General features: G+C 63.4%; 21 protein-coding genes and 1 riboswitch. Of the genes, 6 read left to right on the forward strand and 15 right to left on the reverse strand.

Annotated elements, in window-relative coordinates:
- Positions 1-14 precede the first annotated feature (14 nt).
- Together V1292_RS10130 and V1292_RS10135 are read right to left on the reverse strand one after the other, a co-directional pair.
- Positions 15-1,757, reverse strand: a complete 1,743-nt coding sequence (locus V1292_RS10130) for an N-acyl-D-amino-acid deacylase family protein (protein ID WP_334372216.1) — start codon at positions 1,755-1,757, stop codon at positions 15-17.
- 88 nt (positions 1,758-1,845) lie between these two features.
- Positions 1,846-3,060 (reverse strand): MFS transporter, encoded by a 1,215-nt coding sequence (locus tag V1292_RS10135; protein ID WP_334372217.1) that lies wholly within the window; start codon positions 3,058-3,060, stop codon positions 1,846-1,848.
- 174 nt (positions 3,061-3,234) lie between these two features.
- On the opposite strand from V1292_RS10135, the gene V1292_RS10140 reads away from it, so the two are divergent.
- Positions 3,235-4,509, forward strand: a complete 1,275-nt coding sequence (locus tag V1292_RS10140) for a hypothetical protein (protein ID WP_334372218.1) — start codon at positions 3,235-3,237, stop codon at positions 4,507-4,509.
- Positions 4,510-4,978: 469 nt separating this feature from the next.
- Positions 4,979-5,221, forward strand: coding sequence for a hypothetical protein (locus V1292_RS10145; protein WP_065731995.1), 243 nt, complete (start codon positions 4,979-4,981; stop codon positions 5,219-5,221).
- Between the two features lie 30 nt (positions 5,222-5,251).
- On the opposite strand, the gene V1292_RS10150 is transcribed toward V1292_RS10145, so the two are convergent.
- From V1292_RS10150 to V1292_RS10160, 3 genes are all read right to left on the reverse strand, one after another.
- Positions 5,252-5,542 (reverse strand): hypothetical protein, encoded by a 291-nt coding sequence (locus V1292_RS10150; RefSeq protein ID WP_334372220.1) that lies wholly within the window; start codon positions 5,540-5,542, stop codon positions 5,252-5,254.
- A gap of 6 nt (positions 5,543-5,548) precedes the next feature.
- Positions 5,549-5,788: a hypothetical protein gene (locus V1292_RS10155; protein ID WP_334372222.1), complete on the reverse strand. Its 240-nt coding sequence runs from the start codon at positions 5,786-5,788 to the stop codon at positions 5,549-5,551.
- Positions 5,789-6,083: 295 nt separating this feature from the next.
- Positions 6,084-8,354, reverse strand: a complete 2,271-nt coding sequence (locus V1292_RS10160) for a TonB-dependent receptor (protein ID WP_334372223.1) — start codon at positions 8,352-8,354, stop codon at positions 6,084-6,086.
- Positions 8,355-8,467: 113 nt separating this feature from the next.
- A riboswitch (cobalamin riboswitch) is annotated at positions 8,468-8,665 on the reverse strand.
- A 134-nt stretch (positions 8,666-8,799) separates the two neighbouring features.
- On the opposite strand from V1292_RS10160, the gene V1292_RS10165 reads away from it, so the two are divergent.
- The 3 genes from V1292_RS10165 to V1292_RS10175 are packed head-to-tail and all read left to right on the forward strand — an operon-like array spanning position 8,800 to position 11,455.
- Positions 8,800-9,843 carry a FecCD family ABC transporter permease gene (locus V1292_RS10165; RefSeq protein WP_334372225.1) on the forward strand — a complete coding sequence of 348 codons (1,044 nt, stop codon included), beginning with the start codon at positions 8,800-8,802 and terminating at the stop codon, positions 9,841-9,843.
- Positions 9,840-10,622 carry an ABC transporter ATP-binding protein gene (locus V1292_RS10170; RefSeq protein ID WP_334372227.1) on the forward strand — a complete coding sequence of 261 codons (783 nt, stop codon included), beginning with the start codon at positions 9,840-9,842 and terminating at the stop codon, positions 10,620-10,622. Before V1292_RS10165 ends, V1292_RS10170 begins: the two co-directional genes overlap by 4 nt.
- Positions 10,622-11,455 (forward strand): ABC transporter substrate-binding protein, encoded by an 834-nt coding sequence (locus V1292_RS10175; RefSeq protein ID WP_334372229.1) that lies wholly within the window; start codon positions 10,622-10,624, stop codon positions 11,453-11,455. Before V1292_RS10170 ends, V1292_RS10175 begins: the two co-directional genes overlap by 1 nt.
- Before the next feature lie 110 nt (positions 11,456-11,565).
- Here the strand turns inward: V1292_RS10175 and V1292_RS10180 are convergent, their stop codons facing one another.
- The 10 genes from V1292_RS10180 to soxC all read right to left on the reverse strand — a co-directional run bounded on the left by V1292_RS10180 (position 11,566) and on the right by soxC (position 19,418).
- A complete protein-coding gene (locus V1292_RS10180) occupies positions 11,566-12,606 on the reverse strand; it encodes an MBL fold metallo-hydrolase (RefSeq protein WP_334372230.1) in 1,041 nt (346 codons plus the stop codon).
- 182 nt (positions 12,607-12,788) lie between these two features.
- Positions 12,789-13,232: a DsrE family protein gene (locus tag V1292_RS10185; protein ID WP_442895607.1), complete on the reverse strand. Its 444-nt coding sequence runs from the start codon at positions 13,230-13,232 to the stop codon at positions 12,789-12,791.
- Between the two features lie 14 nt (positions 13,233-13,246).
- Complete coding sequence (gene soxB, locus V1292_RS10190; protein WP_334372232.1) at positions 13,247-14,995, reverse strand: thiosulfohydrolase SoxB; 1,749 nt, start codon at positions 14,993-14,995, stop codon at positions 13,247-13,249.
- Between the two features lie 84 nt (positions 14,996-15,079).
- On the reverse strand, positions 15,080-15,397 hold the full coding sequence (locus tag V1292_RS10195; protein ID WP_442895511.1) for a hypothetical protein: 318 nt from the start codon (positions 15,395-15,397) through the stop codon (positions 15,080-15,082).
- Positions 15,394-16,260, reverse strand: coding sequence for a sulfur oxidation c-type cytochrome SoxA (soxA, locus tag V1292_RS10200; protein WP_334372233.1), 867 nt, complete (start codon positions 16,258-16,260; stop codon positions 15,394-15,396). The genes V1292_RS10195 and soxA overlap by 4 nt, the downstream gene beginning before the upstream one ends.
- Positions 16,257-16,568 (reverse strand): thiosulfate oxidation carrier complex protein SoxZ, encoded by a 312-nt coding sequence (gene soxZ, locus V1292_RS10205; protein WP_057841279.1) that lies wholly within the window; start codon positions 16,566-16,568, stop codon positions 16,257-16,259. The genes soxA and soxZ overlap by 4 nt, the downstream gene beginning before the upstream one ends.
- Positions 16,569-16,584: 16 nt before the next feature.
- A complete protein-coding gene (soxY, locus tag V1292_RS10210; protein WP_334372235.1) occupies positions 16,585-17,079 on the reverse strand; it encodes a thiosulfate oxidation carrier protein SoxY in 495 nt (164 codons plus the stop codon).
- Between the two features lie 56 nt (positions 17,080-17,135).
- Positions 17,136-17,456, reverse strand: coding sequence for a sulfur oxidation c-type cytochrome SoxX (gene soxX, locus V1292_RS10215; RefSeq protein WP_334376988.1), 321 nt, complete (start codon positions 17,454-17,456; stop codon positions 17,136-17,138).
- Positions 17,457-17,515: 59 nt separating this feature from the next.
- Positions 17,516-18,190: a c-type cytochrome gene (locus tag V1292_RS10220; RefSeq protein ID WP_334372237.1), complete on the reverse strand. Its 675-nt coding sequence runs from the start codon at positions 18,188-18,190 to the stop codon at positions 17,516-17,518.
- On the reverse strand, positions 18,174-19,418 hold the full coding sequence (gene soxC, locus V1292_RS10225) for a sulfite dehydrogenase (protein WP_334372239.1): 1,245 nt from the start codon (positions 19,416-19,418) through the stop codon (positions 18,174-18,176). The genes V1292_RS10220 and soxC overlap by 17 nt, the downstream gene beginning before the upstream one ends.
- A gap of 218 nt (positions 19,419-19,636) precedes the next feature.
- Between soxC and V1292_RS10230 the strand changes: the two genes are divergently transcribed.
- On the forward strand, positions 19,637-20,026 hold the full coding sequence (locus V1292_RS10230; protein ID WP_334372241.1) for an ArsR/SmtB family transcription factor: 390 nt from the start codon (positions 19,637-19,639) through the stop codon (positions 20,024-20,026).
- Positions 20,027-20,029 lie beyond the last annotated feature (3 nt).

Genomic DNA, 20,029 nt, shown 5'->3' on the forward strand with positions numbered 1-20,029 from the left:
GCGGCGCCGCTGACCTAACTCGCCGCCGCGTCGAACTGCGGCTTGCTTCCCTGCGTGCCACGCACCAGTTTGCCCGGGCGCGCGCCGGTGGCTTTGCCGGCGCGCTGCGTCACCACGCCGGAGACGATGGTGGCGTCGTAGCCGTCGACCTGCTGCATCAGGCGGCGGCCGCCGACCGGCAGGTCGTAGTGCACTTTTGGCGGATGCAGATGCAGTCGGTCGTAATCGATCACGTTGACGTCGGCCTTGAAGCCGGGCGCGATCAAGCCACGGTCGTAGAGGCCGACCGAGAGCGCGGTCTTGCGCGATTGCGCGGCGACGACGAACGGGATCGACAGTTTTTCGCCGCGGCTGCGGTCGCGCGTCCAGTGCGTCAGGAGATAGGTCGGAAAACTGGCGTCGCAGATGATCCCGCAATGCGCGCCGCCGTCGGAGAGCCCCGGCACGGCATTGGGATCGCGCAGCATCTCCCTGATAGCATCGAGGTTGCCGTCGGCATAATTGAGGAACGGCACGTAGAGCATGCCGCGGCCGTCATCCGTCAGCATCGCATCATAGGCGAGTTCTTCCGGCTGTTTGCCCTGGCGCTTCGCCTGTGCGCCCAACGCATTTTCCGGCGGCTGTTCGTAGTCCGGTGGGTTTCCAAGCAGGTACATCTTGTCGTAGTTCGGCCGGAAGAACAGCGGATCGTCGGTCGCGGTGGCGTGCTCGCTCAGGATTGCCTTGCGCACTTCGGGCTGGCGCAGGCGGGCGAGCCGCTCGGCGAGCGGCAGATGCGCGATCGCCTGATAACTCGGGTGAGTCTGGAACGGATTGCGCGACAGTTCGAGTCCGAGCATCAGTCCGACCGGGCGGGCGGCGATCTGCGCCGTAATCGACAGGCCGCGCACCGAGGCCTCCCTGATGGTGTCGAGCGTCTGGCGCCAGCGCTGCGGCGCCTTGTCGTTCTGGGTGATCGAGAACGACACCGGGATTTTGGTGTTCTCGGCGACCCGCAGCATCATCGGCAGGTCTTCGTCGATGGTGGAGAGATCGAGCACGAATTGCAGGACGCTGCGGCCCTGCGAATGCATCGCCGCCGCGATCGCGGTCAGTTCGTCCTCGCCTGCCTTCAGCGTCGGCGTAAAATCGCCGGTCGAGGTGCGGTGGTTGAGCGTGCGCGAGGTCGAGAAGCCGAGCGCGCCTGCCCGCACGGCATCGCCCGCCAGTGCCGCCATCGCCTTGTTATCCTCCGGCGTCGACGGATCGCGGCGCGCGCCGCGCTCGCCCATCACATAAACGCGCAAGGCCGCGTGCGGCAGTTGCGCGCCGACGTCCATGTCGAAGCTTCTTTTCGACAGCCACTCCATGTAATCCGGAAAGCTTTCCCACGCCCACGGAATGCCGGCGCTCAGCACCGGCTCGGGAATATCCTCGACGCCTTCCATCAATTGAATCAGTCGGACATGGTCGGCCGGACGGCACGGCGCAAAACCGACGCCGCAATTTCCCATGATCGCTGTGGTGACGCCGTTCTGCGAGGAGGGCGTGATGTCCTGGCTCCAGGTGACCTGGCCGTCATAATGGGTGTGGACGTCGACGAAGCCCGGCGTGACCAGCTTGTCGCGGGCGTCGATTTCCTCCTTGCCCTTCGCGGCGACCTTGCCGACTTCGGTGATGCGGCCGCCTGCAATCGCCACGTCGGCTTCGAACAAGTCGCCACCCTTGCCATCGGCAACGGTGCCGCCGCGGATCACGAGGTCGGGGGTCGAGGTCATGGCTTCCATCCCGCTTTTTGATTTTGTTGCCGCATCATCCGACCTCATCGGATGCTGTCAACCGGCGGGGATGACGCTCAGGAATGCATTACAGCGGCTTCGGGACCGCAGGCTTGCGGTCGGTCACCAGCGCCAGCAGCACCGTCAGCACCATGAAGGCGACAGAGGCGCCGAACACCCAATGCGGCAGGCTCTGGTCCATGATCCAGCCGAACAATAACGGGGAGAGTATGCCGCTGAAATTGAAACCGGTGGAGACGATGCCGAAGGCGCGGCCCGCGGCGCCCGCAGGAGCCGCGTTGCGCACCAGCATGTCGCGCGAGGGGGCGATGACGCCGCCGAGGAATCCGGCCAGCCCCATCGCAGCGGTCAGCACCACCGACGGCAAATTGATCGTCGCAATGATTGTAATGATGATGGCGTTGATGGCAAAGCACGCAGCGGCGACATTGCCATGCCGCTTGGTGCGGTCGGCGAGATAGCCGCCGGCGAGCACGCCGGCCGCGCTGGCGCCGAGATAGGCGGTCAGCGCGACGTTGGCGGCCGAGATCGTCACGCCATAGCCGCTCATCAGCGCAACGACTCCGAAATTGCTGATGCCAGCACTGGACAGGCCGAGCAGCATGAAGAAGATCGTCAGCACGATGATCGCAGGCGTCACGATGCTCTGCTGCGGCGCTGCAGGGTCATCGGTCTTGCGATCGGCCGAACTGGCATCGGGAATTCTGACCGCGATCAATAGCAGCGCCGCCACTGGTCCCACCGCGCCGGCCACGATCAGCGCGCCAAGCCCGCCGACGGCTGTCACCAGCATGAGCATGATCGTGGGCGCCACCGCACCGCCAAGGAAACCCGCAAAGGTATGGACCGAAAACGCCCGGCCCATCCGCGCTTCATCCATATGTGTCGACAGGATCGCATAGTCGCAGGGGTGATAAACGCTGTTGGCAAGGCCAAGCAGCGCGGCCGAGAGGATCAGCGAGACGTAGCTCAGGTGCAGGCCGAGCATGATCAGCGCGAGGCCGCCGACGGAGAGGCCGATAAGCAGCACTTTTCGCGCGCCAATGTGGTCGGCGAGATAGCCGATCGGGGCCTGCGTCAGGCCGGAGACGACGCCGAACACCGTGAGCGCGAAGCCGAGCTCAATGTAGCCGACGCCCAACTGCTCCTTCAGGAACGGAAACAGCATCGGCAACACAAACAGATGGAAATGGCTGACCCAATGGGCGACCGAAATCGCCGCGAGCGTGCGCAGCGACGTGTCCGCTTTGGCTTGTTGCGGTGCGGCCAGAATATCGACCATGTCAGCTCAAAAATCCTGTGTAACTTTGGGCCCGGCTGGGCGGGGCCGAAAATATAGGCAGGCCGCTATTTGTCCATAAATGCCGTTGCATGGCAGCCCCGGCGCAGGGCAGGGCGCACGAAATGCCGCCATTAAATTGCGAGACAAAGGCGGCCCACGGGGCAATGATCCGGCATGCCTGATCCCGCAAAACCGCTCCGGGTACTGGTCTCCGAAGGTTCCTCGACCTCGGCCCGCGAGGCCATTACGATTCTCGGTCTTTCGGGCCATCACGTCGAGGTCTGCGATCCCTCACCCTGGTGCCTGTCGCGGTTCTCGCGCTTCGTTCGCAAATTTCACCGCTGCCCTGGGCTGCGGGACGATCCCGCCGGTTACCTGACCTTTGTCGAGCAGCGACTGGCCGGCGAAAAATTCGACGTGCTGCTGCCGACGCATGAGCAGGGATTTTTGTTTGCGCGGGTTGCGCAGCGCATCGAAGGCCGCGCCGGTCTCGCGCTGCCGGACTTCGAGAGCTATCGGCAAGCGCATAGCAAGGCCGGCTTCAGCCGGCTGCTCGATCGGTTGGGATTGCCGCAGCCGCCGACGCGCATCGTGCAATCCGCGCAAGGGGTGCGCGATGCGGTTCGCTTGCCGGCCGTCGTCAAAGCCTCTGTCGGCACCGCCAGCCGCGGCATCTGGTTCGTGCGCAGCGCGGACGACCTGATGCGCGCGCTGCACGATCTCGGCGGCGGCGATGCATTCGCCGGTGAGGTGCTGGTGCAAGACCTCGTCGCAGGCACCACCGAGAAAGCGCAATCGGTATTCTGCCGCGGCCGGATGCTCGGCTTTCATGCCTATCGGCAGATCGCCGCCGGCATCGGCGGCGGCGAGGCGATCAAGCAGAGCGTGAGCCGGCCGGTCGTTCGCGCTTACGTCGAGCAGATCGGCCGGGCGCTCGATTGGCACGGCGCGCTGTCGGTCGATTACATCATGCCGGACGTCGATACCGCGCCATTGCTGATCGATTGCAATCCGCGGCTGGTCGAGCCGATGAATGCCTATCGTTCCGGCGTCGATCTCGTCGGACTTTTGCTTCTGATCTCACTGGGCGAGACGCCGGTTCCGTTGCTTGCAAGCCGCGAGGGCGTGCTCACGCACCTGGCGATGCAGGCGTTGCTCGGATGTGCGGCGCGCGGCGGAACGCGGCCCGCCATTCTCAGGGAATGCTTGCATCTCGCTGCGGCGCGCGGGCCGTATGCCGGCAGTAGCGAAGAACTCACTCCGGTGCAATCGGACTGGATCAGCGCCGTGCCGTTGGCGGTGACGGCAGCCGTGCTGCTGGTTTCGCCGAAGCTGGCGATCAAACTAGCGCTCGGCGGTTTTGGCGCGCATCTGCTCGATGCAACGAGTATTCGGGTGATTGAAAGCGAAGGCTTCCACCAACACCGCTCGTCATCGCCAGCGAAGTGAACCGTAGGTTGGGCAAAGGCGCCCTTCGCGCCGTGCCCACCCTTTGCACCGCGATCTCGTCTTGAATGGTGGGCACGCTGCGCTTTGCCCACACTACGGGCTTCGCGGGCGATGACAACTTTTATGAGGCTACAACGGCTCATCATCAGGACCATAACGGTCCCGCTTCGGCGTAGCGATGTCGCCGTCCTCGTGGTCCTCCTCCTCCTCAACCGGCGGGGGCGGCGGCTTCTTCGGTTTGGCATCGCCTTGTTTCGGAGGCTCGCTGTTCTTCCTGCCTGTTCCGCCCATATGATTTCACCAAAGTGATGCTTCTTCGCCGGATCAATCGGCGTTTGCGCTGCATGCCGACTCAGGGTAACGGCATGACCTCAATCTAGTCGCGCCCGGAAGGCATCCTAGCGCCAGTTAAACGATTCTTCCCGCCCTTTTTGCGGCTTCAGCTCGAAGGGCATTACATGGAGCCAGTATGAAGAAGCCCCGCATTGCGCTCGATGAACCGCAACAGCGCAAGATCCTCCGCGCCGACAAGGCGCCGAGCACCGGTTACTCGCTGGTCGTGGATGGCCATTTCAAGTCGCATCACGATACGGTCGAGGCGGCCGAGGAAGCGGGCATGGCGTTGAAGAACCGCTTCCAGATGCTTCAGGTGCAGGTTTACGATGCCGAGAACAAGACGCGCTCGATGATCGATTGGCCGGGGCCGGCGTAACGCCGGATCTTTGAGCTCGATCGGCCGATCTCAGGTTCGTCGTCCGCCGTTCTGCTGGCTCGCCAGCCACTCGGACAGGGCCACCGGCTTCTCGTCGGGCCGCTTTGTGCTGCTGCGCGCCTTCTTTGCGGCCTTTGTGGCGGGCGCACGTTTCGGCTCGGCTGCTTCGCGCGCGAGCCGCAATGCCTTCAGCTTCGCCATATTGTCGAGCACGGCTTTCGCCGCTGCGTCGCGTTCGGCCTTGCCGGACTTTGCGTCCTGAGCCGCCTTGGCAGCCTTGTCGAAGCGCGCCTGGGCGCGATCGCGATCCTCTTTCGTCATTTCAAGTCAGCCTCTTTTCGCAATCCTGGCTCTGGTCTTGCCCTTGACCTTCGATTCCGGCGGATTTGCACGGTCGGCCGCTTCCTTTGCCAGACGCAGCGCGCGCAGCTTCTCGGTTCGCTGGCGGATCGCGATATCGGCAGCCGCGATCTCGGCCATCGCCTTGATGCCGTCGACTTCCTGGGCGCGCTTGCGGTTGAGCCTCATTTCTTTCAGCTCGGCGGCGCTCTTCGGCTCATCATTCATGTCATACCTCTGAAATCACGACTGATATCGTCGAGCGGTCTGTGGCCCATTTACCACGGATCGGCGCGCAGAGGATGTTATTTTCGGTCGAAAATGGCGCAGTTTCTGACAGAATCTGCCTTGATATGAAGGGTTGGCGGGGAACACGGCAGGTCGAGCCGGTCCGGCAGCAAGCCGAACCGGCTAGAGCCTTCTCGGTTCTGATTGAATCAGAACCGGGCTCTAGATTCTTGTTTTGACGCGTTTTCTCGACGCGAACCGGCGTCCACTTCGCTTGAAAACGCTCTAATGTCGGTCAGAACGTCGCGCCGGCCTTCACCATGAAGGTGCGGCCGGGGAGTGGATAGGCCGCGAAGCGGCCCGGCGTGAACGAGCTTGCGATCGCGTAGTCGTAATAGAGCGCGTTGAACAGATTATTCACGCCGACAGACCAGAAGAAGCGGTCGTAGGCGCCGCTCAGTTTCAAATCGACGGTGGCGTCCGCCGGAATGCGGCGCTGGGTGTTGGCCTGGTCATTGTCCATGATGCGTTCGCTCCAGGCCCGCACGGTAGCGTCCAGCACCAGATAGTTCTGCCAGATGTTCCAGGTCACGCCGCCGCTCGCGGTGTAGCGCGAGACCAGCGGGACGTCGTTGCCGGCAAACGGTCCCTCGCGAAACATGGCGCGGGTGTAGGCCACGCCGCCCCGCAGCAGCACGCTGTCGCTGACACGCAGCGAAGCGCTGGTCTCCGAGCCGTAGCGGCGGGTCGGATCGAGGTTGACGTTGAAGAACAGCACAGGATTGAAATGGATCTCGTTCTCGAGGTCCATGTTGTAGATGCTCGATTGCATCTGGAAGCCGCCGGACTTGATACGGAAGCCGCCCTCGATGTCATGCGAGGTCTGGGTCTTCAGTTTGAATTCGCCCGGAATCGCGGCGAATGTGAAAGGATCGAACGAAGGGCCGGAGGACACACGCTCGTCGACGTCAGGAGTGCGGAATGCGCGTGCGGCACGGCCGAACACGGTGAAGACGTTGTTGAAGCGATGCTCGAGACCGACATGCAGCGCATATTGCGTTTCGTTGCTGTCGAGCGGAATCGCCCCGGTGCCGAACGCAAACGGGGCGGTCCCATCGAAGCGGTCGCGCGCGGTCAAGTCGGTGTTTTGGACTCGAACGCCATAGGAGAAGTCGGTCGTCGGCAACAGGCCGATTGATTGCTGCCAGTAGCCGGCCAGCGTCTGCTGCGCCAGATCGTACCTGTGAAACGGCGTGAGGCCTTTGAATGCGCCGCGATCTTGGTGGAAGGTGGCATCGTAATAATCGATTCCGGTCAGAATCGACGACGGAATTCCGAATATCGTATTCTTGACGCTCAGCCGCGGCGTTATCGACCAGGTCAGCAAATTCGCATCGACGTAAGTGGATGCGAAACTGGAGCCCGGGTTCGTGCCAAAGAATCCTAATTGCTGCTTTTTTTCCCGCACGCCGCCGTCGACGATGAGTTCCGCGCCGTTCCAAAGCGATTTGGTGAAGCCGGCCGTGGCGCTGGCGCCCTGCTTGTTGGCATAATCGAAGGGCGTGCCGGTGCCTCTGCGGTCAGTGGCCAGTTCGTCGAGTCCGATGGAAGGCTGAACGAAGCGGCCGCCGGGGAGGCCCAGCTTTTGATCGTCGCCCGATAAGGTCAGGAATGCGGTGAGGCCAGGGGTGGTGTAGTTGATGTTGCCGATGCCGTTGCGCTGATCGAGCGCGTTGTTCACCCGGTATCCATCGGACTTGACGCCGTTGCCATAGAACGAGGCTGACCATGGGCCCGAGTTCAACGCAGTCGAAACAGAGGCCATACGCTGGTTGAAGGACCCAACTCCGGCTTCGCCGCGGATCGAGACCGGCGGACCGCCGACGCCGGTCTTGGTGACGATATTGACGACGCCGCCGATTGCGTTGTCGCCGTAAAGCACTGCGCCGCTGTTGCCCCTGGTGATCTCGATGCGTTCAATTGACTGAAGCGGGATAGTTGAAAGATCGACGCCGGCCTTGTCGATGTCGTTGAGCCGGCGGCCGTTGATGAGAACAAGCGTGTTGTTGGTGGCGAACGCGCCGAACCCGCGGACGTCGACCGTGGTCCCGGCGCCGTTCACGCCGCCGTACAGGTTGGTCAGTTGCACGCCCGGGGTTTGCGCGATGATCTCCTGCACGGTTTGCGCCGGCGAGTGCGCGATGTCCTCAGCCGTGATCACGGTCGAAGATGTTCCGACGATGCCGGAGAATTGCCGGCCGCCAGCTCCGCCCACACCTTGCGAAACGCTTTGCGATGGGACGTTCGAGCCGGTCCCCGCTGCGGGTCTCGTGCCGCTCGATGGCGCAGCCGCCGGCACGACGCGGCGCGAGGTCGATGGTTCATCGTAGGTCGGTTTGGCGCGCGTCCTGTTCTGGTCTCCGGGCGAGGTGACCTCGATCGGCGGCAATTGTTCGGACGCCGGCGTCTGCGCCTCTGCGCCGGAAATGCCGAGCGATACGATCGGTATGAGAAAGCTGGAAGCAAGCCAGACGCGCCGCCGCGTGGCTGTGTTGGTGAAAGACATGACTTGGACCTCGGTATGACGTCAGTGGCACGTCACAGCGAACCAAGTCTCACCATGTGCTTTGAGCAGCTCAGGTGAAGCTAATGTCTGTACTCCCCGACCGACATCTTCGCGTGTGACCACGGCTGACGGCAGGTCTCCTGGCTCGCGGGTCGTTACCCATCGTCGCCTTCCCAGGACCGAGATGCCCAGTGGCTCATGACGAAGGATTCGCCGCTTACAGTTGCGGGGGCAGCCGCGGAATTGGGGGATTTCCCCGCACCGCATTCCCTTTTGATCCCCAAACGGGAACCGTCGGGAACTATGGTAGAAGTTTGTCAAAGTCCGAGTCAATGCGCCCCGGGGCGTCCGGCGATCCTCACTGGACGAGTGCGCTATTTTTGCCGCATGAGCACGTCTGCCCGCCACCTGTACCGGGGCGGGTAAACCTGCTTTAGGACGATCGATGAGTGTTGAGGCCGTAACCCTGACCAATGAGGAAGCCGCGCGCCGGCGGATCGGCGCGACGGCAGCCCTTGCTGCCCTCGTGGTGCTCTTGACGCTGATCTCGCTCGGCATCGGTCCGGTGCGGCTGTCGCCGCTTGCGGTGGCGGAAGCGCTGTTCGGCGGCGGCAGCGAGGTGGCGCAGGTGATCGTGCGGGAGATCCGCCTGCCGCGCATGCTGCTGGCGCTGGCGATCGGTGCCATTCTCGGGCTGTCAGGCGCATCGCTGCAAGGTTTGCTCCGCAATCCGCTGGCCTCGCCCTCGCTGTTCGGCGCGCCGCAATCGGCCGCGTTCGGCGCAGTGCTGGTGATCGCGCTCGGGCTGGCCGACGTCCGCTCCTATGCGCTCCCGGTCGCCGCGATCGTCGCGGCGTTTGCTTCGGTGTTCGTGCTGCTTTCGATCGCCGGCCGCAACGCGGGTTTGCTGATCCTGATTCTGTCGGGGCTGGCGATTTCGAGCTTTGCGGGGGCCGCCACCGCCCTGGTGATGAACCTCTCCAGCAATCCGTTCGTGGTGCTGGAGATCGCATTCTGGCTGCTCGGCTCGCTGGAGGACCGCAGCTTTCAGCATGTGATGCTGGCGTTTCCCTTCATCATTGCCGGCGCGCTGATGCTGTTCAGCCAGCGCCATGCTTTTCGGGCGCTGGGCCTGGGCGAGGAAACCGCGCAGAGCCTTGGCGTCGATGTCGGGCGTCTACGGCTGTTCGTGATTTCGGGCGTCGCGCTCGGTGTGGGCGGCGCGGTCGCCGTCACCGGCACCATCGGTTTCATCGGCCTGGTCGCGCCGCATCTGATGCGGCCGTTGATCGGCCACGATCCCGGGCGGCTGTTGGTGCCGAGCGCACTCGCAGGCTCGGCGCTATTGCTAGCTGCCGATATTGCGGTGCGCATCATTCCCTCGACGTCGGACATCAAGGTCGGCGTGCTGACCTCGATCATCGGCGTGCCGTTCTTCCTCTATCTGATCATGCGCGAACGCCGCGCGCTCGGCGGAGGCGTCGCATGAGCGAGGCCGCGCTGCTGATCGCAAGGAGACTCGGCGTGCGGCTCGCCGGCCGCGTCGTGCTGAAGGACGTTTCGCTGGCGCTATCGGCGGGACACCTGGTGGCGCTGGTCGGCCCGAACGGCGCCGGCAAGACGACGTTGTTGCGGGCGCTGGCCGGGCTAATCCCCTCCGAGGGCGAGATCGCGGTCGGCGGCGATGCGCTGGCCTCGCTGCCGCTGCGCGAGCGCGCCAAACGTTTCGGTTATCTGCCGCAGGGGCATCTCGTGCATTGGCCGCTGCCGGCGCGCGATATCGTGGCGCTCGGCCGCTACCCGCATGGCGCAACCGATCCGGCGCGGCTGTCGCCGAAAGACGCCGAGGCCGTGCTGCGCGCGATGCAGGCGGTCGACGTGATGGAGTTCAGCGATCGCCGCGTCACCGAGTTGTCCGGCGGCGAGCGCAGCCGCGTGGCGCTGGCGCGTGCGCTCGCGGTGGAGGCGCCGATCATCCTGGCCGACGAGCCGACCGCCTCGCTCGATCCGCGGCACCAGATCGACGTCATGAAGAACTTGCGCGCGACCGCGGACAAGGGCGTGCTGGTCATCGTGGTGACGCACGATCTCGGGCTTGCTGCGCGGTTTGCCGACCATGTGCTGGTGCTGAAGGAAGGCAATCTGGTGTCGTGGGGTACGCCGGGCGAGGGGCTATCGGAGCAGGTGATGGCGGACGTGTTTCGCATCAGCGCCTATCGCGCGGAATATCAGCGTGAGGCGGTGATCGTTCCCTGGGCGGATATCTGATGCGACGGTTCGGCTTTCTTGTCGCGATCGTCGCGTTGGCGATGTCAAGCGGCGCGGCATTCGCGGCCAGCCTTCCGCGTATGGTGTCGATGAATGTCTGCAGCGATCAGTTGCTGCTGACTCTGGCCGACCCCGAGCAGATTTTGGGACTCAGCCGCTTCGCGCGCGACGGCTGGCAATCGCGGGCGGGCGACATCAGCCGCTATCCGGTATTATCAGGCGCGGCCGAGGACGTGCTCTTGCTCAAGCCGGACCTGGTCATCGCCAGTGCGTTTGACAAGCGTTCGACGCGGGAGCTGTTGAAGACGAAGGGCCTTCATCTTGCCGAGCTCGCCGTGCCGCGAAACCTCGACGAAGCCCGCGCGCAGATCCGCGAGGTCGGCGACATGACCGGGCACCCCGATCGCGCGGCCGCCGAAATCGCGCGGCTCGACGCCGCGCTGGCGCGCGCCCGCCGTGCCGCTGCCGAGCGGCATTATCGCGTGCTGCCGCTGTCGCGGCGCGGCTGGGTGGCGGGCAGCGACGGCTTTCTCGGTTCGCTGCTGAGCGAGGTCGGGCTGCGCAGCGCCGCCGGCGATCTCGGCTTTGCCTTCGGCGGATTTGCCTCACTGGAAGCGATCGTGTCCGTGAGGCCCGACTTCATCGTGGTTTCGCAAGCCGGCGATTATGCGCAAGACGACGGCCAGGCGTTTCTGGTCCATCCGGCGCTGGAGCGCTTCTACCCGCCGGAGCGGCGCATCGTGATTCCGGAGCGCCTGACCGAATGCGGCGGCGTGATGCTGGCCGACGCGCTGGATGCGCTGACGGCGGAATTGGCGCGGGTGGGGCGGTGAGGCTTGCTCGATTTTGTAGGGTGGGCAAAGCGAAGCGTGCCCACCATCCAGAGTCGATGTGCTGATAGATGGTGGGCACGGCGCTTGCGCCTTTGCCCGCCCTACGATCTTCACCCTTGAACCACCGGCCCACCGACCTTCTTCCACGCGTCCAGCCCGCCTTCGATATGCGCGGTGTTGGCCAGCCCCGCGTTCTTTGCCGCGGCCACCGCCATCGCTGAGCGCTCGCCGAAGGCGCAGAAGAACACCACCCGGCGGCCGGTCGCGGCGGCGACTTCGCGCAGCATGCCACCGGGCTGCAGGCTTTCGCAGATACCGGGATAGGGCGCATGCAGCGCGCCCGAGATCGTGCCATGCTTGGCGCGCTCGCTGGTCTCGCGCAAATCCACCAGCAGAATGTCGGGCTGGCCAAGGCTCGCAATCGCGTCGCGGGCACAGAGCGCGAGTCCCTGCTTGGCAAGCTCCTCCTGGTGCAGGCCGACATGCATGTTGGCGGGCACCGCGACGTCCATCATCTTCGGGTTCGGCAGCTTCAGGTTCGCCATCAACTCAATGTACTCGTCGACGTTGCGTACCTGCAGCCGCGGATTATAGCGGCGCTCCTCGCCGATGGTGGAAACCGTGTCGCCCTTGTAGTCATGGGCGGGGAATACCAGCGTCTCGTCCGGCAGTTTCAGAAGCCGGTTGAAGATCGATTCATATTGTGCGCGCGAAGAGCCGTTCTGGAAATCGGTGCGGCCGGTGCCGCGGATCAACAGCGTGTCGCCGGTGAAGACGCGGTCACCCATCAGATAGCTATAGGAATCGTCGGTGTGGCCGGGCGTGTACATGACATCCAGGCTCAACCCCTCGATCGTCACCTTGTCGCCGTCGGACACCCGCATCGAGACCACGTCGGCCTTGCTCTGCTCACCCATGATGGTGATGCACTGGGTGCGGTCGCGCAGTTCGCCGAGGCCGGTGACGTGGTCGGCGTGCAGATGGGTGTCGACCGCCTTCACCAGCCGCAGATCGAGCTCGCGCAGAAGCTGGCAGTAGCGATCGGCCTTTTCCAGCACGGGATCGAGGATCAACGCCTCGCCGCCGGCGCGGCTCGCCAGCAGATAACTGTAGGTGCCGGACACGCTGTCGAAGAGTTGACGAAAGATCATGGCTACACGTCCGCGTTAACTCAGGTTGGATCAAGGCCGGACGTAGTTCCAGCCCTGCTCCTGCAATTCCATCATTCTACCACGCTTCCGTCATTGCGAGGAGCGTAGCGACGAAGCAATCCATGCATCCGCATGGGGATAGATGGATTGCTTCGCTTCGCTCGCAATGACGGCGGAGGCGGTCACGGCCGCACTAGCGTATACCCGTTCTCCGTCAGAAACAGGATCTGCGCGACGCCGACCTGCACCGGCGTTGCCGCGGCGATGAACTCCGGCCGCTTGCCGGCCTCGCGTTCGAGCGTATCGACGGTGTTGAGGCAGACGTCGAAACGCGCGCCTTGCGCGACCAGGCTCTCGACCATCTTGCGGTTGGGATTTTCCGGGCGCAGCAGGTCGATGCCGGGGCCGAACGCGACGACCTCGATCGCCACCTTGTCGGGGTCGTAATGCTTCATCAGGTTGCTGGCGACGCTGAGCACGAGGCCCTGCTTGCGCGGATCGCTGTCGGAGAGCTGCAGCACGATCTTGTGCTCGGCGAACGGCTTGTCCTGCAGCGGTGCCTGCTGGGCGCGGGTCTCTGGCGCGGCGGTTGTAATCAGAAGCGCCGCGGCCATCACGCGAAGCATAGTCGAAAAGCCCGTCATGCCTGTCCCGCAATGCCCGGATTGCCTTCAACGCCTTTCAGTGTCACGCCCGGCGGCGAGCGGTTCGGCGGTTTGCCCGACCTCAGATGCCTTGCGACGACATCCCAGACCGGCGCGCCGTTCTGCTCGTTGACGGAAGCCCAGCCCGCCACTCTGTAGTGCTTGTCGGCTTCCAGCGCGCGGCCATTGTCGAGCTTGAGCTCGGAAATCCGTTTTCCCACGGTTTCAGTCGGCGTGCAGGTGTAGGCGAGCCCGCCGACGCGGACCATGTCGCCGCCCTGCTGGTAATAGGGGTCGGTGTTGAAGAGATTGTCGCAGATGTCTTCCAGCACGTCCTTGATCTGACCGCCGGTCATGGTCTGGACATAGGTTTCCGGATAGGTGACGGCGGTCTGCGCCATCACGTCCTCCATCGTAAGCGGCTGGCCGGCCAGCGCCGTCGTACCCCAGCGAAAACCCGGCGACAGCGCGATCTCCGCGTTCAATTCGCCGAGCAGCGCGTCACAAATGAGTTGGTCCATGCTGCCGCTGAAATTGCCGCGGCGATAGAGCAGACGGTCGGCTACACCGAGCTTCTCGCTAAGCGCAACTGCCTGCGGCTCGCGGATCTCATCGATCAGCGCCTGCATCGCCGGATCGGGCTTCAGCAGTTCGGAAAACACCGGCAGTAGCCGGTAGCGCACTTCCTTGATTTTGCCCTTGCCGATGTCGAGGTCGAGCACCGCCAGAAATTTTCCGTTCGAGCCGGCATTGGTGACGAGCGTGGTGCCGCCTGCGTTGGTGACGGCAATCGGCTGCGGCACGGCGTCATGGGTGTGGCCGCCGAGAATGACGTCGATGCCGGTGACGCGGCTGGCGAGCTTGAGATCAACATCCATGCCGTTGTGCGAGAGCAGAATGACGGCGTCGACCTTGTCGGTGTTACGATGCGTATCGACGAGTTTCTGCAGCTCCTCGTCGCGGATGCCGAACTTCCAGTCCGGTGTGAAGCGCTTCGGATGGGCGATCGGCACGTAGGGGAACGCCTGTCCGATCACGGCAACGCGATAGCCACCGATTTCCTTGATGACGGACGGCTTGAACACGCGCCCCGATGCCGGGTCGAACGCCTTGGCGTCGTTGAAGGCGGCTTCTTCAGTGAGATAGACGTTCTGCGCCAGGAACTCGCCCTTGAAGCGTTCGAGGTTGGCGCGCAGCGCCTTCTCGCCATAGGTGAATTCCCAATGGCCGGTCATCGCCTCGATGCCGAGCAGGTTGGCGGCCTCCACCATGTCGACGCCACGCATGGTATTGGCAAGACCGGTGCCCTGCCAGAGATCGCCTCCGTCCAGCAGCAGCGAGCGGCCGGAGCCGGCTTCGCTGCGCATGCGATCAATCAACGTCTTCAGATGCGCGAAGCCACCGAGCTTGCCGAACCGGCCGGCGGCCTTCTCGAACTCGACGTAGGTGAAAGCATAGGCATCGGCACTGTCCGGGCGGATGCCAAAGCGATCGAGAAAGGCGTGTCCGACCAGATGCGGCGGGTTGCCCTGCATCGGTCCAACGCCGAGATTGACGCTCGGCTCGCGGAAGAACACCGGCCGAAGCTGCGCATGCGTATCCGTGATGTGCAGGATACGTGCATTGCCGAACCGCTCGAGGTCGTAAACGCCCCCATTATCGGCGCCGCGCGCCAACCGTGGCAGGCTGCCTGACAGGGTGGCAGCGCCCGCTAGCGTCAGAAAATCGCGGCGGCGGATGGTCATGCGGGTCTCCGCGCGTCGTGGTGGCGCTTATCTCTTGAGCATGATCTTGTCGGAAAACCGGTTTCCACTTTTCCGGATCATGCTCTAGCGTATTTCCAGATCCTTCCAGCGGGTCTTCTCGCTGGTGGCCTGGAAGATCGAAGCCTTGGCCAGCGCCTCCGCTTCCTTGGCCGATGCGGCGGCCTTATCGAAATCACCCGCGTCCGCTGCCTTCTTCGCCGCCGCCAGCGTGTTCGCCGTGGTGGTCCATTGGTTGCGTAGCTTGCCGGCCTCCTTGTTGGCGGCTTCAGCCGCGGCGTAGGCCGCCTTGAATTCCTCCTCGGAGCCCGCGGCGAGCGCGAGTACAGCATCCGCGGCAAATAGCGCCAGAACTAATGCGGATTTCTGCATCAAGTTCCTCATGGCCGCGCTCCTGGACCTGAAATCGGCAGTCCGTTGCTGACATAGGACAGGTAATATTCGACGTTGCGATATTCGTCATCCTGCGGGCTGAGCGGCACTGCGCGGATCTGGCTGTTGCAGGTGGTGAAGCGCCGGCTGGTGGTGCCCATGCCGCTCCATTCCGAGCGGTAGATCGGCATTGCGTTGACGATGCCAAGCGCGGGCGCGAGGATTTCGGCGCGGATGCGTTCGCCCGGGCTCTGCACGTGGCAGGTGGCGCAGGAGAAATTGAGCTGGCCGCGGCGCGTGTAGAAATATTCCTTGCCGTTTTCGTAAGCCGCGAGCGCGCGCGGATCGTTCGGGATCTTGATGTCCATCGGCTTGCCGCGCGAGGTGAAGGCCATGTAGGCGGTCAGCGCCGCCATTTCGTCCTTCACATAGGAGAACGGCGGCTCGCCATTGGCCTCGCGGCAGCGGTTCAAGGCCAACTCAAGGGTGATGACCTTGCCTTCCTTCTCGTCGAAGTAAGGGTAGTTCTGACGGATGCCGATGCCGCCGTTCGGGAAGCAGTCGGCATAGGTCTTGCCGTTCTTGAACGGCTTGGAGAACATCTCCTTGCCCATTTCGAGCGAGAACTCGTAGGGCGGGAATTGCTCCTTGTCCTGCCACTGCCGATAAAGGTCCTCGTTCATCGAATAGGGGCCGTTGACGAAGTCCTCGAACTTTACCTTGGGAAATTTGTCTCTGAAGAACTTCTGGAACGCCTTGGCGTCGGCGACAGGATCGATCTTGTCGTCGGCTGCCAACAGCGGCGCGCCCGCCAGCGTCAGCGCGGCGAGCGCAATCGCGGCGGATGCCAGGAGGATCGCGGATCGCAGCTTCATTGGATCTTCGCCGTGGTGGTGTCGGTCGCGCCCTTGTTGTCGACCCAGCTTATTTTCAGCTCGTCACCCTTCTTGGCGCCCTTGAACGCGAACTTGACGTAGGGGTCCTTGGAGATACCACCGCCCCAATCGGCGGCGAACACGTTCTTGCCGTCATGCTCGAAGGTGAGCTGCTGGATGAAGTGCGGCGGAATGGTCTCGCCCTTGGCGTTCTTGACGAAGCCGGAATCCATCGGATGCTGGATCAGCGCCTGCACCTCGGTGATGTCGCCGTTCGAAGAAGCGCGCACGCGAATGGTGGATGCCATGTGAGTTCTCCCTGCCTTAACCGCCGCAACCGCCGACGGTGACTTTGACTTCCTTGGACGCGCTGTAGAGCTTGCCGCCGGCTTCCACCAGCACGGTCACGTTGCTGGTCTTGGCCATCTTGATGCGGTTGGCGACGCTCGGCAGCGTGCCGGCCGGGATGTTGTACTTTGCGATCAGCACGTTCGGATTCTCACTGACGAGGAACGCAACCGAGGTTACGTCGGCAAGGGTTGTAGAGACCGAGATCGGCACCACGGCGCCGTTCTCGGCGATCTCAGGCGCGTCCATCTTGACCTTGTCCGATGGCTCGGCGGTCTTGCCGTAGAGCGTCTTGATGACGTCGGCGTCACTCTTCTGCTTGAACGCCTCTTCCGGATATTTGTCGTTGGCCGCGGCGAGCGCCGGCGTCAGGCCGAAGGGAAGGTTGCCGAGGCCGATGAGCGCGACTGCGCCGGCACCCTGCAGGATCAGTCGCCGCGTGGTCGAAAATCCAACATCAATCTTATTCATCGAAAATCTCCTAAAACCTGCGTTGGCACGTCACAGGCTTGATCTCTCGTCTTGCGTTAAAGCGTCTGCAGGAAATCCACCACCGCGTCGATTTCCTTTTCGGTCAGGATCCGATTGCGTCCGAACGGCGGCATCACGGTGAGCGGATTGCGCAGGGTCTCGTCATGGAGAATGGCGACGAGATCCTCGCGCTTCGGATATTTGCTCTTGATGTCGACCAGTTCGGGCCCGATCGTGCCGGGAAGGTTGCCGCCCTTGATGACATGACAGGTCAGGCAATTGCCCTTGCTGCGGTCGAAGGCCAGCTTGCGGCCTTCATCCACCGCGGATTGCGCCTGCGCGGCGCCCGCGGACGCCAGAGCGACGAGCAGCGCCAACGCCGGAAGCTTTGCGGATTTCGTCGGGAAATGATCGGTCACAGGCGTTTCCGTAATTTCTACTTCTGTTGCATGGTGTCGAGCGGACCGGTCGTGCGCGGCGTCAGATTCCTGCCTTCAGCCGTCGACGATATCCTGACATCGGCGGCGTTGACGCAATCGTTCATGCAGGGTTTTGACATCGTATCGGGGCGCGGGTCGGTCCAGATGAAATTGTCGCGATTGCGCATTTTGACTTTCGGCAAACTGTTGCGATCGGCAACGAATTCATGGGGAACGAGATCGTTCAGGTTCAGAATATAGGCGGTCAAAGCATAAACGTCATCCGCTGACAATGTGTGCGGCGCCTGCATCGGCATGGCGCGGTTAATATAGTCCCACAGGGTCGGGGCGAATGGCCAGTAGCTGCCGACGGTCGGCTCCGGGCGCTCGTCCCGGAGCGATCCGACGCCGCCCACAAGCTTCGGAAACCGGCCTTCGCCCTCGCCGAAGGTTCCATGGCACGCAGCGCATTGCTCGGCATAAACCTCGGCGCCCCTGTCGACCGTGCCCTTGCCGGGCGGCAGGCCCGTTCCGTCCTCGCCGCGCACGTCGATGTCCCATCCGGCGATCTGCGCCGGCGTGGCTACGCTGCCGTAACCGAACGAGCCGGGTTCGGCCGCGCCGGCGAGGCTTGCGGCGCAGGCAAGCAGGATGGCCATGATCGGCAGGCAAATCTTACGCGAGCTGTACATTGAAGACGCTTCCGTCGGGCTTGACCTGCCAGGTCTGGATCGAATTGTTGTGGTAGACCGAGTTTGAGCCGCGCTGTGCGCGCAGTTGTGCAATTGTCGGCTGCATATAACCGGTCTCGTCGATAACGCGGGATGCGACCAGCGCGGGCCGGCCGTCCCAGCGCCAGGGCAGGGTGAACTTCGTCAGCGCCTTCGACAGCACCGGCTCGTGCAGCCGCGCGGTCTGCCAGTTGATGCCGCCGTCCATGGAGACATCGACGCGCTTGACCCTGCCGTTGCCGGTCCAGGCCAGTCCCCGGATTTCATAGAGGCCGGGTCCATCGAGTGGCTTTTCCGGGCAGGGAAAGGTGACGACCGATTTGGCGTCAATCAGCCAGGTGAAGCCGCGCGAGGTGCCGTCCGGCATCAGGTCGGTGTATTTCGAGGTTTCCTCGCGGGTGTGCCACGGCTTTTCGCCGAGCTTGATCCGGCGCAGCCACTTGATGTTGACGTTGCCTTCCCAGCCCGGCACCACCAGCCGCAGCGGGTAGCCCTGTTCGGGCCGCAGCGCCTCGCCGTTCTGCGCATAGATCACGAGGCAATCGTCGAGGCATTTGTCGAGCGGCAGGCTGCGGTTCATATGCGCGCCGTCGGCGCCTTCGACCATCGCCCACTTCGCCTGCTTTTTGATGCCGGTTTCCTCCAGCAGCGTCGACAGTTTGACCCCGGTCCATTCCGCGCAACTGACCATGCCGTGGCTGAACTGCAGCGAATTCATCTGCGCGGCGCGCCAGTTCATGCCGCCATTGGCCGGGCATTCGATGAAATGGATGCGCGACACGGACGGGAAGCGCATGATGTCCTTCATGGTGAGAAGCAGCGGACGCTCGACGAGGCCGTGGATCATGAGTTTGTGCTGCGCCGGGTCGATATCGGGGCGGCCGGCGTGATGGCGCTCGAAGAACAATCCGTTCGGCGTGATGATGCCGTGCAGATCCTGCAGCGGCGAAAAGCTCACCGACGATTCCGCGCTCGCCGTCAACCACGGCACGTTGCGGCGGATGACGGAGGCTTCGGTATCGGCGGGGCGGCCATAGGGCCGGTCGACCACGCCGGCGCCGATCGATTGCGACCAGGGCGCGTCCGCGGGAGGAGACTCCTGCGCGGGGTCCGCTATGGCCTGTTTGCCGCCAACAGCGAGGCTGCCGGTCAGGACTGCGCCGAGGCCAAGGAAGCGGCGGCGGCCCATCGGGGTATCCGGGGCGGCGGGATCAGAAAGAACAGCTTTGCTGCGTAACGGGTCTGGCCGCACGTTTTCTTCCCCTTGCGGCCGCATCGCCGCATAATTTCTTGCTTTTTTGAACCGATATCCACATTTACTAATTTAGTCAATGCTAAAGAAGGGCCGGCGCGCTAGTATGGTATGTCTGCTTCGCAGGCGCGGAAAACGATATCGGATCTGCAGTGATGAGAGCAGCCGCCCCGGCAGCCCAGGAAACTGAACAACAGACTACGCAAGAGACCGCCTTTGCCTCCGGCGCCGACGACGCAGCGGCGCTGAAGAAGCTGGCGAAGCAGGCCGGTGACGCCGCGCAGCTCCTGAAAATGCTCGCCAATGAGAAGCGTCTGCTGATCCTCTGCTTTCTTGCCGTGCGCGGCGAGATGACGGTGGGCGAGCTGGTCGCCATCGTGAATCTCAGTCAGTCCGCGCTATCGCAGCATCTGGCGAAATTGCGCGCCGACGGCCTGGTCGAATTCCGGCGAACCTCGCAGACGCTGCACTATCGCGTCGCCGACCAGCGCACATTGCGTCTGCTTGGGGTGTTGAAGGAGATCTTCTGCGGCGATCTGAAGTGATGG

This window comes from Bradyrhizobium sp. AZCC 1719 (assembly GCF_036924525.1).
Classification (GTDB): domain Bacteria; phylum Pseudomonadota; class Alphaproteobacteria; order Rhizobiales; family Xanthobacteraceae; genus Bradyrhizobium.